General features: G+C 65.4%; 14 protein-coding genes. 8 read left to right on the top strand and 6 right to left on the bottom strand.

The genetic code is table 11. From position 1 onward, the window contains the following. Positions 1 to 29: 29 nt before the first annotated feature. The gene (locus ACOIX3_RS08130; RefSeq protein ID WP_092116489.1) at positions 30 to 953 is read right to left on the bottom strand and encodes a LysR family transcriptional regulator; all 924 of its coding nucleotides are present in this window, start codon (positions 951 to 953) and stop codon (positions 30 to 32) included. Between the two features lie 152 nt (positions 954 to 1,105). Here ACOIX3_RS08130 and ACOIX3_RS08125 point away from each other — a divergent pair, with 152 nt between their 5' ends. From ACOIX3_RS08125 to hisC, 4 genes are all read left to right on the top strand, one after another. After that, positions 1,106 to 2,275: an acyl-CoA dehydrogenase family protein gene (locus tag ACOIX3_RS08125; protein ID WP_420969272.1), complete on the top strand. Its 1,170-nt coding sequence runs from the start codon at positions 1,106 to 1,108 to the stop codon at positions 2,273 to 2,275. 11 nt (positions 2,276 to 2,286) lie between these two features. Continuing rightward, positions 2,287 to 3,387, top strand: coding sequence for a CaiB/BaiF CoA transferase family protein (locus tag ACOIX3_RS08120; protein ID WP_420969270.1), 1,101 nt, complete (start codon positions 2,287 to 2,289; stop codon positions 3,385 to 3,387). Positions 3,388 to 3,414: 27 nt separating this feature from the next. Beyond that, positions 3,415 to 4,272 (top strand): FAS1-like dehydratase domain-containing protein, encoded by an 858-nt coding sequence (locus ACOIX3_RS08115; protein WP_420969268.1) that lies wholly within the window; start codon positions 3,415 to 3,417, stop codon positions 4,270 to 4,272. Between the two features lie 103 nt (positions 4,273 to 4,375). After that, on the top strand, positions 4,376 to 5,428 hold the full coding sequence (gene hisC, locus ACOIX3_RS08110; RefSeq protein WP_420969266.1) for a histidinol-phosphate transaminase: 1,053 nt from the start codon (positions 4,376 to 4,378) through the stop codon (positions 5,426 to 5,428). A gap of 29 nt (positions 5,429 to 5,457) precedes the next feature. Here the strand turns inward: hisC and ACOIX3_RS08105 are convergent, their stop codons facing one another. From ACOIX3_RS08105 to ACOIX3_RS08090, 4 genes are read right to left on the bottom strand one after another with little or no spacing between them, the layout of a single operon-like run. Further along, a complete protein-coding gene (locus ACOIX3_RS08105; protein ID WP_420969264.1) occupies positions 5,458 to 5,751 on the bottom strand; it encodes a putative quinol monooxygenase in 294 nt (97 codons plus the stop codon). Positions 5,752 to 5,786: 35 nt separating this feature from the next. Continuing rightward, the gene (locus ACOIX3_RS08100; RefSeq protein ID WP_420969262.1) at positions 5,787 to 7,154 is read right to left on the bottom strand and encodes an epoxide hydrolase family protein; all 1,368 of its coding nucleotides are present in this window, start codon (positions 7,152 to 7,154) and stop codon (positions 5,787 to 5,789) included. After that, positions 7,151 to 7,801, bottom strand: a complete 651-nt coding sequence (locus tag ACOIX3_RS08095) for an isochorismatase family cysteine hydrolase (RefSeq protein WP_420969260.1) — start codon at positions 7,799 to 7,801, stop codon at positions 7,151 to 7,153. Before ACOIX3_RS08095 ends, ACOIX3_RS08100 begins: the two co-directional genes overlap by 4 nt. A gap of 57 nt (positions 7,802 to 7,858) precedes the next feature. Then, positions 7,859 to 8,464, bottom strand: a complete 606-nt coding sequence (locus tag ACOIX3_RS08090; protein WP_420969258.1) for a VOC family protein — start codon at positions 8,462 to 8,464, stop codon at positions 7,859 to 7,861. Between the two features lie 122 nt (positions 8,465 to 8,586). Between ACOIX3_RS08090 and ACOIX3_RS08085 the strand changes: the two genes are divergently transcribed. The 4 genes from ACOIX3_RS08085 (at position 8,587) to mdlC (ending at position 12,524) form a co-directional block, all read left to right on the top strand. Continuing rightward, complete coding sequence (locus ACOIX3_RS08085; RefSeq protein ID WP_420971684.1) at positions 8,587 to 9,084, top strand: winged helix-turn-helix transcriptional regulator; 498 nt, start codon at positions 8,587 to 8,589, stop codon at positions 9,082 to 9,084. 105 nt (positions 9,085 to 9,189) lie between these two features. Then, positions 9,190 to 9,573, top strand: coding sequence for a tautomerase family protein (locus tag ACOIX3_RS08080; protein WP_420969256.1), 384 nt, complete (start codon positions 9,190 to 9,192; stop codon positions 9,571 to 9,573). 129 nt (positions 9,574 to 9,702) lie between these two features. Beyond that, positions 9,703 to 10,590, top strand: coding sequence for a BJP family subclass B3 metallo-beta-lactamase (blaBJP, locus tag ACOIX3_RS08075; protein WP_420969254.1), 888 nt, complete (start codon positions 9,703 to 9,705; stop codon positions 10,588 to 10,590). A gap of 305 nt (positions 10,591 to 10,895) precedes the next feature. Next, positions 10,896 to 12,524: a benzoylformate decarboxylase gene (gene mdlC / locus ACOIX3_RS08070; RefSeq protein ID WP_420969252.1), complete on the top strand. Its 1,629-nt coding sequence runs from the start codon at positions 10,896 to 10,898 to the stop codon at positions 12,522 to 12,524. Positions 12,525 to 12,770: 246 nt separating this feature from the next. Here the strand turns inward: mdlC and ACOIX3_RS08065 are convergent, their stop codons facing one another. Beyond that, positions 12,771 to 14,318, bottom strand: a complete 1,548-nt coding sequence (locus ACOIX3_RS08065; protein ID WP_420969250.1) for a 4-hydroxyphenylacetate 3-hydroxylase family protein — start codon at positions 14,316 to 14,318, stop codon at positions 12,771 to 12,773. Between the last annotated feature and the right edge of the window lie 15 nt (positions 14,319 to 14,333).

Genomic DNA, 14,333 nt, shown 5'->3' with positions numbered 1-14,333 from the left:
CGCAATGACGGAAATGAATGCAGCCGCGCTCAGGCGAGCTGGATGTCCCAGAGCCCCTCGGCGCGGCACGCGGCGACCTCGTCGCGCAGCAATTTGGCGATCAGCGTGATCGCATTCGAGCCGGGATGCTCGACCGGCGAGGCCAGCGTCAGCTCGCGTCGCGGCGCCGGCCGCGCGATCGGCGCGGTCTCGAGCCGGCCGTCGGCGACCTCGCCGCGCACCGAGGACGGCGGCAGCATGGTGTATCCGAGCCCCTCCTCGACCAAACTCGTCAGCACGCGGAACGAATCCGCCTCGAGCTTGACGTCGAGCGTGACCTTCTTCTTCGCCGCCGCATGCTCGATCATGGCGCGGAGCCCGTGCGAATGACTTGGCAGCACCAGGCGCTGGCGCAGCAGCCAGCCGATATCGACCTGCTTCTTCTGCTTCAGCCCGCTGCCGCGCGGGCCGACCGCGACGATGCTATCGCGGCCGAGGCTCTGCACCGCCAGGTGCAGATCGACGGACGGGCCATAGATCACCGCAAGGTCCATCTCGCCGCGATGCAGCCACTCGATCAGGTGGCCGCTGTAGCTTTCGACGATGCAGAGCGAGATGCCGGGATAGCGTTCCACCGTGCGCCGCGCCAGCCGCGCCGAGATCACGCAGCTCACCGTCGGCACCAGCCCGAGCACGACGCGCCCGGACGGCGCGCCGCCCGCCGACTGGATGTCGTCGCGGATCTGGTCGATCTGCCGCACGATACCGCCGGTGCGCGCCAGCAGCAGCCGGCCGGCATCGGTCAGCACCATGCCGCGGCCGTTGCGCGTGAACAGTTCGGTGCGCAGTTCATGCTCCAAGAGCTTGATCTGCCGGCTCAGCGCCGGCTGCGCGACCCGCAGGGTATCGGATGCCTTGCTCAGACTCCCGAGTTCCGCGACGCATGCAAAGGTCCTAAGCTGGCGGAAATCCATACTTGCCAATCCTGGAAGGCAGGTTCATACGCTATAACAAAACAGCATAGGGAGTTTACCGGGACCCCACAACAGCGGGCGTTTTCCTCACGCGAACCGGCTTCCGCTTCGCTCGAAAGCGTTCTGGCGCAACCTCTCGGCAAAACGAAATCATGACCGCACACGATCAGCACACCGACGACCACACCGACATCCGCGACGCCGTCGCAAAGCTCTGCGCGCAGTTTCCCGGCGAATACTGGCGCAAGCTCGACCGCCAGATGGCCTATCCGAAGGAGTTCGTCGATGCGCTGACGGAGGCAGGCTATCTCTCGGTGCTGATCCCCGAGGAATATGGCGGCGCGGGCCTGAAGCTGTCGGCGGCGGCGGCGATCCTGGAAGAGATCCAGCGCGCCGGCTGCAACGGCGGCGGCTGCCACGCCCAGATGTACACGATGGGCACCGTGCTGCGGCACGGCAACGACGCGCAGAAGGCGAGGTATCTGCCGAAGGTCGCGACCGGTGAGTTGCGGCTGCAGGCGTTCGGCGTCACCGAGCCGACCAGCGGCACCGATACCTCGTCGCTGAAGACTTTTGCGCGCCGCGACGGCGACCACTACGTCGTCAACGGCCAGAAGATCTGGACCAGCCGCGCCGAATATTCCGACCTGATGGTGCTGCTGGCGCGCACCACGCCGAAGGAGCAGTCCAAGAAGCGCACCGACGGGCTCTCGGTGTTCATCGTCGACATGCGCGAGGTGAAGGGCAAGGGGCTGGAGATCCGCCCGATCCGCACCATGATGAACCACGCCACCACTGAGGTGTTCTTCACCGACATGAAGGTGCCGGCGGAGAATCTGATCGGCGAGGAAGGCAAGGGCTTTCGCTACATCCTGTCCGGCATGAATGCGGAGCGCATCCTGATCGCGGCCGAATGCGTCGGCGATGCCAAGTGGTTCATCCAGAAGGCGACCAACTACGCCAAGGAGCGCAGCGTGTTCGGCCGGCCGATCGGCCAGAATCAAGGCATCCAGTTCCCGATTGCCAAGGCCTACGCCTCGATGCGCGCGGCCGAACTGATGGTGAAGGAAGCCACCCGCAAATATGAAGCCGGCCTCGACTGCGGCGCCGAGGCCAACATGGCCAAGATGCTGGCGGCGGATGCGTCCTGGGAAGCGGCCAATGCCTGCGTGCAGACCCATGGCGGCTTCGGTTTCGCCGAGGAGTACGACGTCGAGCGCAAGTTCCGCGAGACCCGGCTCTACCAGGTGGCGCCGATCTCGACCAACCTGATCCTCTCCTTCGTCGCCGAGCACGTGCTCGGCATGCCCCGCTCCTACTGAGTTCTCAGATCATGCTGCCGCTTGAGGGATTGACCGTCATTGCCGTCGAACAGGCGGTTGCCGCGCCGTTCTGCTCGTCACGCCTGGCCGATGCCGGCGCCCATGTCATCAAGATCGAGCGGCCCGAGGGGGATTTCGCCCGCGGCTACGACGCCGCGGCCAAGGGCCAGAGCAGCTATTTCGTCTGGCTCAACCGCGGCAAGGATTCCGCCGTGGTCGATCTCGCCACCAAGGAAGGCCGCGCCCAGCTCGAGGAGCTGATCGCGGGCGCCGACGTGCTGCTGCAGAATTTGAAGCCCGGCTCGATGGACAAGCTCGGCTTCTCGCGCGAGCGGCTGCGCAAGGAATATCCCAAGCTGATCATGTGCACCATCACCGGCTATGGCGACACCGGCCCGTACGCCGACCGCAAGGCCTATGACCTCTTGATCCAGGCCGAGAGCGGCCTTGCCTCGATCACCGGCGGCCCGGAAGGCGCCTCGCGCGTCGGCATGTCGATCGTCGATGTTGCGACCGGCGCCACCGCGCATGCCGCGATCCTCGAAGCGCTGATCGGCCGCGGCCGTACCGGCCAGGGTGCCGACATCCGGATCTCGATGTTCGACGTGATGGCCGACTGGCTCACGGTGCCGCTGCTCAATGCCGAGGACGGCAAGTCGCCGAAGCGGATCGGCCTCGCCCATCCTTCGATCGCGCCCTACGGCGTGTTCCGCTCGAAGGACGGCAAGGAGATCCTGATCTCGATCCAGAGCGAGCGCGAGTGGAAGACGCTGTGCGCCAAGGTGCTGGGCCAGCCCGGCCTGCCCGACGATCCGCGCTTTGCCAACATGGTCGAGCGCGTGCGCAACCGCGCGGTGACCGATCAGATCGTCAGCGACAGTTTCGGCAAGCTGACGCGCGAGGACTTGCTGGGCAAGCTCGCCGAGGCCGACATCGCCTTTGCCGAGGTCAACAGCATGGACGACCTCGCCAGGCATCCGCATCTGCGCCGCATCGAGGTCGACACGCCGAACGGCAAGGTCAGCTATCCAGCGCCGGCCGCGATCGTCGTCGGCGAGGACAGGCACTACGGCAAGGTGCCCGCGATCGGCGAGCGCATCAAACGATCCTGAGATCCCTTCTGCCCGGGCAACACAGACATGACCGACAAACTCGACCTCGATCATCTCCGCCAGTGGATCGGCAAGACCACCGAGGCCTCCGACGTCGTCACCAAATATCTCGTGATGGGGTTGCGCGCGACGCTGTTCCAGGAGATCGGCGAGCCGAAGGCCGGCGATGCCGCGCCGTGGACCACGCATTGGTGCCTGGCGCAGCCGGTGTTTCCGATGTCGCAGCTTGGCCCCGACGGCCACCCGACCCGCGGCGGCTTCCTGCCGCCGGTGCCGCTGCCGCGCCGGATGTGGGCCGGCGGCGAGCTCGAATTCTTCGATAGCCTGCGCATCGGCGACGACGCCAAACGCACCTCGCGCATCGCCGACGTCACCGTGAAATCAGGCTCGACCGGCACGCTGTGCTTCGTCTCGGTCAATCACGAGGTGACGACCTCGCGCGGGCTTGCGGTCCGCGAGCGGCAGGACATCGTCTATCGCGAGATGACGAGCACGCCCGCGGCAGCAGCGCCCGCCAAGGCGCCGCCGCCTCCCCCCGCCGCGCAGCATCGCGAAAGCCACGTCTCCGATCCGGTGCTGCTGTTTCGTTATTCGGCGCTGACCTTCAACGGCCACCGCATCCATTACGATCGCGACTACGTCACCAAGGTCGAGGGCTATCCGGGCCTGATCTTCCACGGCCCGCTGCAGGCCTCCTTCATCGTCGAATTCGCCGCGAAACTCCACGGCGGCAAGCCGCCGAAGAAGCTCACCTATCGCGGCGTGCAGCCGCTGTTCGAGGGCAGCGAGTTCTCGATCAATGCCAACGACAAGGACGGCGGCATGGAGCTGTGGACCGCGAATGCCGAGGGCCAGCCGACCATGAAGGGCACGGCGACCTGGTAGGTCACGAGCGCGACCCACATCAGAATGCGACGAAACAACGAGGCGCTTTCATCAGCGCCTCGTTTTCCCTATTGTGATCGCATTCATCCTTGGACCTGAGATCATGAGTCGCTTCTGGAGTTCGGTCGTCCACAATCTGTCGCCATACGTGCCCGGCGAGCAGCCGAAGATCGATGGCCTGATCAAGCTCAATACCAACGAGAATCCCTACCCGCCGTCGCCGCGCGCGGTAGCGGCGATCACCGCGACGACGGATCGCCTGCGGCTCTATCCGGACCCGCGCGCATCCGCCCTGCGCGAGGCGATCGCAACGCGCTATGGCGTCACCGCCGACGAGGTGTTCGTCGGCAACGGTTCGGACGAGGTGCTGGCCCACGCCTTTCCCGCGCTGCTGAAGCACGACGCGCCGCTGCTGTTCCCCGACATCACCTACAGCTTCTACCCGGTCTATTGCCGCCTCTATGGCGTCGGTTACGAGACGATCCCGCTCGATGCCGCGATGCGGATACAGCTTGCGGACTACCAGCGGCCGGGCGGCGCCATCCTGCTTTGCAATCCCAACGCGCCGACCGGCATCGCGCTGCCGCGCGCGGCGATCGAGGCACTGCTCACCGAGCATCCCGATCGTCTGGTGGTGGTCGACGAGGCCTATGTCGATTTCGGCGCCGAGAGTGCCGTGCCGCTGGTCGCGCGCCACGACAATCTGCTGGTGATCCAGACCCTATCGAAGTCGCGCGCGCTCGCAGGACTGCGCGTCGGTTTCGCGATCGGCCAGCGCACGCTGATCGAGGCGCTGGAGCGCGTCAAGGACAGCTTCAACTCCTATCCGCTGGACTGCTTCGCGATCGCAGGCGCCATCGCCGCGATCGAGGACGACGCATGGTTTGAAGAGACCCGGCAACGCATCATCAGGAGCCGCGAGGCGCTCGCCCGCGGCCTCACCGAGCTCGGCTTCGAGGTGCTGCCGTCGCATGCAAATTTCGTGTTCGCCCGCCATGGCGGCCATCGCGGCGCGGATCTGGCCGCAAAACTGCGCGAGCGCGGCGTGCTGGTGCGGCATTTCCAGAAGCCGCGGATCGAGGACTTCCTGCGCATCACGGTCGGCACCGACGATGAATGCGGCCGCCTGATCGGCCTGCTACGTCAGATGGTCTGATCCCGCACCTGCGACGGCGACGCCGGCGTCTACTCGGCGGGCGTGCACCATGTGCCGGTAACCTTGACGCCGAGGTCCGCGGTCTCCTCGCGAAACTGGGCGATCGATCGCGCATTGCGATGTGCCGCGAACGCGGCGTCATCCTGATAGACCTCGTAGAGGAGCAGCTTTGAAGCGTCCTCGCGGGGCACCAGGACATCGAACTGCAGCGTGCCCGGCTCGTCCCTCAGCGAACGGACGCGGTGCGCCAGCAACAGCGGCAGCACCTCATCCCGTTTGCCCGGCGCGGCCTCGATGGTGGCGACGATTGCAAGCTTGGCCATGATGGATACTCCTTTCGCTGTTTTGAATATTCAGTTCAGCTGCGCAGCGGTCGAAACGCATCCCGAACCTCCCTGCTGAAGATGTCCGGCTGCTCCCAGGCGGCGAAGTGGCCGCCGGCTTCGGCCTGATGGAAGTAGATCAGCTTGTGGTAGGCTTTTTCCGCCCAGCTCCGCGGCGCCACAAAGCTCTCGCCGGGAAACGCGGTGACGGCGGCCGGGATCGTGACATTGGCGGGCAGATAAAGGTTGGTCTTGTTCTCCCAGTACAAGCGGCCCGCAGAGACGGCCGTGTTGGTCAGCCAGTAGAGCGTGATGTTGTCGAGCACGTCGTCGCGGGTCAGTGCGCCGGCGGAATGTCCATTGACGGCGCGCCCGAGCACGGCTGATTGCATCGCGGAGGCCGGCTGGGCATAGCCGTCGCCGTGATCGAGCAGCCAGGCGGCGAGGCCCGCCGGCGAATCCGCAAAGGCCGCGAGCGTCTGGGGGCGCGTGCCCATGATCTGCGCGTAGGCGCGCCGTTTCGCGAATTGAAGCTTGAGCTGCTCGAAGGCGTGCTGCTCCTCCGTGGACATGTTGTCCGGCGCAGGGCCGCCGGTGCTGACCGCCTTGAGGACCTCGGGCGGAACGACGCCGGGGAGATTGACGTGAATGCCGAGCAACTCCGGCGCACCCAGCTTGGCCATTTCATTGGAGACCGGCGAGCCCCAGTCGCCGCCCTGCGCCACGAACTTGCTGTAGCCGAGCCGCGTCATCAATTGAACCCAGGCCCGCGCGATGCGCTGGGGATCCCAGCCGACCGTGGTCGGTTTGCCGGAGAAGCCGTAGCCCGGCATCGACGGGATCACGAGATGGAACGCATCCAACGCGCTGCCGCCGTGCGCGGTGGGATCGGTCAGGGGATCGATGATCTTCATCTGCTCGATGACCGAACCCGGCCAGCCATGCGTGACGATCAGGGGCAATGCATTGTCGTGCTTCGAGCGAACGTGAATGAAGTGAATGTCCACACCGTCGATTTCGGTCATGAATTGCGGCAGCGCGTTGAGCCGCGCCTCCACCTTCCGCCATTCGTAGTCGGTCTGCCAGTAGCGGACGAGATCGCGCAGCATCGCCTGCGGAACACCCTGGGAGTCGTCGTTGACGGTCTCCTTGTCGGACCAACGGGTCGCGGCCAAACGGCGGCGAAGGTCGACAAGGTCTTCTTCGGGAATGTTGATGCGGAATGGGCGGATCGCATCACCGATGGCCGCCGCGGCGGGATGCGCGGGGAACAGGCTGGCAGCACCGGCAGCAGCCAGGCCCAGCGCCACGCCCGTCAGCAGCCGGCGCCGGTCCTGGTCGATGGTGTCCCGGTTCAATTGGCCTATTGCGATTGCAGCTGGAGTCTTCGATGTCGTGGTCATTTGACTGTCTCCTTGGAATGAGAGGCCGCCAGCAACGCCGCGATCACCTCGGCGGTTGTCAGGATGGAATGGGCGTAGGTCGGGCCGTTCAACTCGTGAGCGGCGTGCATCAAGTCGTGCGAGAAGGCGGCGGTGGCATCGCGCACCAGCGTCACATGGTAGCCGAGCTCCATCGCGAAGCGGGCGGTCGACTCGATGCAGGTGTTGGCCAGCAGCCCGACCACGATCACATGCGTGATGCCTTTCTGCTTCAGCAGGAAATCAAGATTGGTGTTGGCGAACCCGCTCTGCCCCCAATGCTCCTGGGCGATCAGGTCGTCGGGCTTGGGTGCAAAGTCGGGATGCCAATCCCCGCCCCATTCGCCGCGCGCAAAGCTATGGCGCTGCATGATCAAGCGCTGGGTCGGATTGGGATGGTCCCAATCCTCGTAATCGCCCGGCTCCCAACGGCGGTGCGGGACGATCACCACCTGGATGCCGGCGGCCCGGACCGCGCCGTCGAGCCGGCGCAGATTGTCGAGCAGCCCGACCTCGTCGGCGATCGGCTGGATGCGCGGAAAGACCATGCCGCCCTCGGAGAGGAAATCATTGTAGGGATCGACGAGAAGCAGCGCGGTTCGCTCGCGTGGATAGATGATCTCCGACATCGCTCGCTCCTTGGCCATCAGGCGCCCGGTTGGATTTGCTTCAATGACGCGCTCCGCTCACTCGGGCAGCGGCTTGCCGGCCTGTTCGCGGACGATGTACTCGGCGTACCAATCGGGCCAGTTCGCATCGTGGCCGCCGGTCCGCTTCTCGTGCTCGCCATGGGCTGCTGCCGCGCGGCGCAGCGCGGCAGCGAGATCGGCCGATGAGGAGAAATTTGTGCTGTTGCCGTCGACCCGCCCGGGCAGGCGTTGCGTCACCTGCTGCAGCAGCCAGACGTTTCCGTCGGGATCGTTGAACGTGGCGAGCGACCCGTAGCTCGGCCGTTCCGGGTCCGGCCCCTTGATGCGGCCTTCGGCGCCGCGGTGAAACACCTCACTGACATCGGCGCCGCGCGCGATCAGCTCGGCGCGTGCCGCTTCGATATCATTGACGATCAGGAAGCGCGGCAGCGCAGATCCCGAGCCGAGATGGATCGAGGTCGGCGAACCCGGCGGCGTCAGTTGCACGGCGCGCGAACCGTCGGGCCTGACGAAGTCGGCATCAAGCCGCCAGCCCAGGTCCTGGTAGAAGCGCTTGGCGCGGTCGACATCCGAGACCGGAATGACGGCGACTTCGAGCTTCAAATCGACTTTGGCCGCTGTCGGCCCCTGTTCGGTGGTCATGGCTCGCTCCTTGGTGATGACAGACCGGCCGATCTACGGCCCATTGCATTTGCGACGATGCCGGGCCATATTACTATGAAAATCATAGCAACAAGCCTGCTGAAGAAAACGTGATGACAAAAATGAAGGACAACACGGCTGACCAAACGCTGTGCCCTGTCGCTCGCGCCGAAACCGTTGTGGGCGACCGCTGGACAGTACTTGTTCTGCGCGAACTGTTCGCGCGGAATCATCGCTTCGAGGAGATCCAGGCGCAGTCCGGCGGCACGCCGCAGATGATCACGGCACGGCTGAAAAAGCTGGAAGCGGACGGTCTGGTGACGCGGCGCGTCTACAACAAGCGCCCGTTGCGCCACGAGTATCACCTCACCGAGAAGGGCGAAGCGTTTTTTCCGGTGATGATGGCGCTGCGCGCCTGGGGCGAGACCTGGTGCAAGTCACCGCGAGATGGCCGCGCAATGAATTACACCCATCTCGTCTGCGGCAAGCCGGCCGGGCTCGGTCCGGTCTGCGAGTCCTGCGGCGAGCCGGTCCGCCGCGCCGACATGGTGGGCGAGCGGACGCCCAAATACCAAAGAGAGCGCGATGCGCGCTGGGAGGCCTTCAAGGCGACCCGCTGAATTCCCTGACGCCGCCGGTGCAAGCGGACGACGCGAGAGCATTCGCACCGTCTCGATCACACGGGGCCGATCCGGCCGAGCCCCGCATAACAAACGGAGACCACCATGCCATTCGTTCGTATCGACCTGAAGCGCGGCAAGTCCGCCGAATATCGCAAGACCCTCGGCGAGATCGTCTACAAGGCGATGCGCGAGGTGATCAACGTGCCCGAGAATGACAAGTTTCAGATCATCACCGAGCACGACCGCGGCGATCTGAACTACGCCGACAACTATCTCGGCAACAATTACAGCGACGATCTCATCTTGATCCAGATCACGCTGAATGCCGGGCGTACGGTCGAGATGAAGAAGGCGTTCTACAAGCGGATCGCGGATGATTTCCAGAGCCAGTTGCAGGGACGTCCGGACGATATCTTCATCAACCTGGTCGAGGTTGCCAAGGAAAACTGGTCGTTCGGCAACGGCATTGCACAATACGCGAGCTGAGCGCGGAACAGGCATGCGCCGGACACGCGGTGGCATGTCCGGCTGCTTGTTGTCCGTATCTTGCGATCGGCCTTGCCGGCACGCATAGTGCGCCTCCGTGCACAAACAACAACAAATCGGGAGGCAACCATGAGGACGATCGCAGCCGCGCTGTGCGCGCTCGCGCTGATCGCAACCGGTGCGCAGGCACAGACGCTCAAGGATTTCATGGCTGTTGTCATGAAGAAATGGACCGCGCCGTTCGAACCGTACGAGCTGATCGACAATATCTACTACGTCGGCACTGACGGAATCGCAGTCTATATCATCAAGACGTCGCAAGGGCTGATCCTGATGGATACGGCAATGCAGCAGTCGACCGGCATGATCAAGGACAACATCGCCAAGCTCGGCTTCAAGGAAGGCGACATCAAATATATCCTCAACACCCACGCCCACCTTGACCACACCGGCGGCTTTGCCGAGATCAAGCAGGAGACCGGCGCGCAGCTGATCGCCGGCGAGCGCGACAAGCCGCTGCTCGAGGGCGGCTATTATCCAGGCGACGAGAGCAACGCCGATCTTGCCTTTGCGCCGGTCAAGGTCGACCGCACCGTCAAGGAAGGCGACAAGGTGACGCTCGGCGATGTGACGCTGACCGCGCACACCACGCCCGGCCATTCGCCCGGCTGCACCAGCTGGGAAATGACGGTCAAGGACGGCAACCAGCAACGCAACGTGCTGTTCTTCTGCAGCGGAACGGTGGCGCTGAACCGGTTGGTCGGCCGCCCGACCTATTCCGGTATCGTCGACGACTACCGCTCGACCTTCGCCAAGGTCAAGGCGATGAAGGTCGACGTGCTGCTCGGGCCGCATCCTGAGGTCTACGACATGCAGGCCAAGCGCGCACAGATGAAGGACGGCGCGCCGAACCCGTTCGTCAAGCCGGGCGAAAACGCCAGCTATGTGGCCGGGCTGGAGCAGGATTTCGACAAGCAGCTCGCCAAGCAGACCGCTGCACTGCAGAAGGCTAATTAGCCGCCACTGCGAAACGTCGTCCCGTCATCCTGAGGAGCCGCGAAGCGGCGTCTCGAAGGATCGACGGCCCGGCCGGTGGCCGTCGATCTTCGAGACGCGCGCAAGAGCGCGCTCCTCCAGCGACAAAGGCTGCGCCTTTGCGCAGGGATGACGGGATAGGCGCCTCGCAAATTTCAGCCGTTGCCGCGGCAACTATGGGCGCAGCGGCTTGACATCGTCAGGCAATCCATCGAGAGGTGGATTGCCTTTCCGCTTTTGCTCCGGGCAATGACGGAACATAACAAGACAGCAATGGGAGCCGCCCGATGTCCTCGCGCAAACCCGCCGCCGGCAAGAGCAAGACCGTCACCGTCAAGGACGCCACCTTCGGCCTCCTGCGCGCGTGGGGCATCAAGAAGGTGTTCGGCAATCCCGGCTCGACCGAGCTGCCGTTCCTGAGCGACTGGCCCGACGACATCGACTACGTGCTCGGCCTGCAGGAAGCCTCCGTCGTCGGCATGGCCGACGGCTATGCGCTGGCGACGCGCAATGCCGGCTTCGTCAATCTGCATTCGGCGGCCGGTGTCGGCAACGCGCTCGGCAACATCTACAACGCCTATCGCAACCAGACCCCGCTGGTGATCACCGCCGGCCAGCAGGCGCGCTCGATCATGCCGCTGCAGGCGTTCCTCTATGCCGAGCGCGCCTCCGAATTCCCGCGGCCTTACGTGAAGTTCGCGGTCGAGCCGGCGCGCGCCGAGGACGTGCCCGCCGCAATCGCGCGCGCTTATTACGTCGCGATGCAGCCGCCCTGCGGGCCAACCTTCGTCTCGGTGCCGATCGACGACTGGGCGCATGCGACGCAGCCGCTCGATGCGCGCCGGGTCAGCCGCGAGGTCGGCCCCGATGCGGCCGCGATGCAGGCGCTGGCCGCCGCGCTCGGCGAGGCCAAGCGCCCTGCCCTCGTCGTCGGCCCCGCCGTCGATCGCGCCGAGGCTGTCGACCTGATGGTAAAGGTTGCCGAGAAGACCCAAGCCGCGGTCTGGGCCAGCCCGTTCTCGGCGCGCTGCTCGTTCCCCGAGCGGCATCCGCAATTTGCCGGCTTCCTGCATGCCGCACCGGGCCAGCTCTCCGATGCCTTGCGCGATCACGATCTCGTCGTCGTGGTCGGCGCGCCGGTCTTCACCTTCCATGTCGAGGGCCATGCCGCGATCTTCGACGGCACGACCACGATCTTCCAGATCACCGACGATCCCGATGCCGCCGCGATGACGCCCACCGGCCACAGCATCATCGCGACCATGAAGCCGGCGCTGACGGCGCTGCTCGAGATGCTGCCCGAGACCAGGCGCACCGCATCGCCGGGCCGCGTCCTGCCGCCGGCGCCCGCGGCCGGCGATCCGATCCCCGCCGAATATGCGCTGCATGCACTCTCGGCCGCGATGGGACCGCACGATGCGCTGGTCGAGGAGGTGCCGTCGCATCGCCCGCTGATGCAGAAGGCGATGCCGATGCGCGGCCAGGACAGTTTCTACACCATGGCAAGCGGCGGCCTCGGCTACAGCCTGCCGGCCGCAGTCGGCATGGCGCTCGGCCGCAGCACGGGGCGCACGGTCTGCCTGATCGGCGACGGCTCGGCGATGTATTCGATCCAGGCACTGTGGACCGCCGCGCAACGCAAGCTGCCGCTGACGGTCGTCGTGATGAACAATTCCGGCTACGGCGCGATGCGTTCGTTCAGCCAGGTGATGCAGGTACGCAATGTGCCCGGCCTCGACCTGCCCGGCATCGATTTCGTCAAGCTCGCCGAAGGCATGGGCTGCGATGCAATTCGGGTGACGAAATCGGCCGAGCTTCCGGGCGCCTACCAGCGCGCCCTCTCGCATCAGGGCGCCAGCCTGATCGAGGTGATGGTGGATTCCGCGGTGCCGCTGCTCTACGCGCAGAAGGGGTGAAGATCGCGCTGATCGGTGGCGGACTTTCGGCACATGCAGTGAGGAAGCCACCGGCGGCAGGGTTCCCTCCCCCCTTGCGGGGGAGGGTTAGGGAGAGGGGTGCCACACAGCACGCTCTCTCGACATGAGTCTCAACGATGCGCGATCGAAGTTGCGAAAGCGAGGCTCACTTCAATCAACTCACCCGGGGCTTACCCCTCTCCCCAGCCCTCCCCCGCAAGGGGGGAGGGAGCCTGAATAGCGTGCTCACCTGACGAGATCAGGCACCTGCTCCAGCGCAAGCGCTGACGGCGTCGGCACCTCGCAGCCGGTTGCGCAACAGCGGCCGGGTTGCTTCGACACCCGCTGTCCCTCGTCGACAAGGCCGCGGCCGAGCAGATTCTCGACCAGCTCGGCCTTCTCCATGACCGGATAGTTGCGCCAGATCTCGCGCTTCATCGCCTCCGGCGAGCCGCCGCCATGCAGCGAGATCACCGAATACCAGCCGGCTTCGTGCGAGACCGTGAGGTCCTCGATCAGCCGCGCCACCTCGGCGCGCTGCTCGGCCGGAATATCGGGCCGCCCGCCCATGACAGCGGCGAGCGAGGCGCGCGTCTCCGGATTGTGGTCCTCGTCGGGGCCCGGCAGCGCGACGATCAGGCCGCCGGAGACGTAATGCGCGACGCGGTGCATGTCGTAGATCTTGGTCGCCAGCAGCAGCTTGCCGATGTTGGAGAAGACCGCATCCGGCATCACCGAGCCGGCCGGATCCTTCGTGCAATAGACCGAGGAGGCGACGCCGCAGGCATAGAAGCTCTCGGTGATGGTGATCAGCTCGACCATCGCCTCGCGGATATGCGCGTGCTTCTCGGCATCGAGGCCGTTGGCCTCGATCATCAGCGCACCGGCGCCGATCAGCAGATCGCCGAAGCCGGCACGCGCGCCGATGCAGGAATGGCGGTGATGCGTGGCGTAGGACGTGGTGAGGAAGCCGCCCTCCTCGGCCTCGCCGGCGAGGAAGACACGGTCATGCGGCACGAACACGTCGTCGAACATCACGACGCCGACCGACTGGCCATACTTCGCCGAGAATTTCGCCGATGCATCGCCCGGCCGGCCCGCCGGGCGCGCGACGATGGTGACGCCGGGCGCATCAACAGGCACGGCGCAACAGACCGCAAAATCCGTGTCGTCGGGCACATGAGTGCGGCAGGGCATGACCAGGAATTCGTGCATGTAGGGCGCGCCGGTCACGATCGCCTTGGTGCCGCGGATCACGATGCCGTCGGGGCGGCGCTCGTTGATGCGGACATAGACGTCCGGATTGGCCTGCAGGCCCGGGCGCTTGGAGCGATCGCCCTTGGCGTCGGTCATGGCGATGCCGAGCGTCAGGTCCTGGTCCTGCACCTCGTGCAGATAATTGAGGAAGCGCTGGCTGTAGTCGGTGCCGTGGCGATCGTCGGTCAGCCTGGTCGCCTGATAGAGGCCATTGAGCGCATCATGGGTGAGATAGCGCTGCGCGCAGCCCGACGTCCTGCACACCAGCCGCACCGCCTCGAGCTTGTAGAGCAGGTCCTGCGCGCTCTCGTTGATGTGGAGCATACGGTTGACGGTCTTGCCCGAGGTGCCCTGCCGCGCCGTCATGATCGGCGCGTGCTCAGGCCGCAGCGCGAAATCATAGGTCACGCCGACACCGGCCACGCCCGGCGCCAGCAGCGGCTCATCGGCAACGCTCGCCACCGCCGCGCCGTTGACGAATACCCGCGGCTTGTAGCGGCGCAGGGATTCCCGGTAGTCCGCAGCCGTCATCAGCATGGCGCTTCTCCCTTG

Source organism: Bradyrhizobium sp. B120, assembly GCF_049075665.1.
Taxonomy (GTDB): domain Bacteria; phylum Pseudomonadota; class Alphaproteobacteria; order Rhizobiales; family Xanthobacteraceae; genus Bradyrhizobium.
The sequence above is the reverse complement of the archived record's forward strand: the minus strand, read 5'-3'. Positions and strand labels throughout refer to the sequence as shown.

Excerpts from the sequence above, each read along its gene's own strand:
- ACOIX3_RS08080 (WP_420969256.1), top strand. The coding sequence starts at position 9,190 with ATGCCATTCGTTCGTATCGACCTGAAGCGCGGCAAGTCCGCCGAATAT.
- hisC (WP_420969266.1), top strand. The coding sequence starts at position 4,376 with ATGAGTCGCTTCTGGAGTTCGGTCGTCCACAATCTGTCGCCATACGTG.
- ACOIX3_RS08130 (WP_092116489.1), bottom strand. The coding sequence starts at position 953 with ATGGATTTCCGCCAGCTTAGGACCTTTGCATGCGTCGCGGAACTCGGG.
- ACOIX3_RS08125 (WP_420969272.1), top strand. The coding sequence starts at position 1,106 with ATGACCGCACACGATCAGCACACCGACGACCACACCGACATCCGCGAC.
- ACOIX3_RS08065 (WP_420969250.1), bottom strand. The coding sequence starts at position 14,318 with ATGCTGATGACGGCTGCGGACTACCGGGAATCCCTGCGCCGCTACAAG.
- ACOIX3_RS08100 (WP_420969262.1), bottom strand. The coding sequence starts at position 7,154 with ATGACCACGACATCGAAGACTCCAGCTGCAATCGCAATAGGCCAATTG.
- ACOIX3_RS08095 (WP_420969260.1), bottom strand. The coding sequence starts at position 7,801 with ATGTCGGAGATCATCTATCCACGCGAGCGAACCGCGCTGCTTCTCGTC.
- mdlC (WP_420969252.1), top strand. The coding sequence starts at position 10,896 with ATGTCCTCGCGCAAACCCGCCGCCGGCAAGAGCAAGACCGTCACCGTC.
- ACOIX3_RS08085 (WP_420971684.1), top strand. The coding sequence starts at position 8,587 with ATGAAGGACAACACGGCTGACCAAACGCTGTGCCCTGTCGCTCGCGCC.
- blaBJP (WP_420969254.1), top strand. The coding sequence starts at position 9,703 with ATGAGGACGATCGCAGCCGCGCTGTGCGCGCTCGCGCTGATCGCAACC.
- ACOIX3_RS08115 (WP_420969268.1), top strand. The coding sequence starts at position 3,415 with ATGACCGACAAACTCGACCTCGATCATCTCCGCCAGTGGATCGGCAAG.
- ACOIX3_RS08090 (WP_420969258.1), bottom strand. The coding sequence starts at position 8,464 with ATGACCACCGAACAGGGGCCGACAGCGGCCAAAGTCGATTTGAAGCTC.
- ACOIX3_RS08105 (WP_420969264.1), bottom strand. The coding sequence starts at position 5,751 with ATGGCCAAGCTTGCAATCGTCGCCACCATCGAGGCCGCGCCGGGCAAA.
- ACOIX3_RS08120 (WP_420969270.1), top strand. The coding sequence starts at position 2,287 with ATGCTGCCGCTTGAGGGATTGACCGTCATTGCCGTCGAACAGGCGGTT.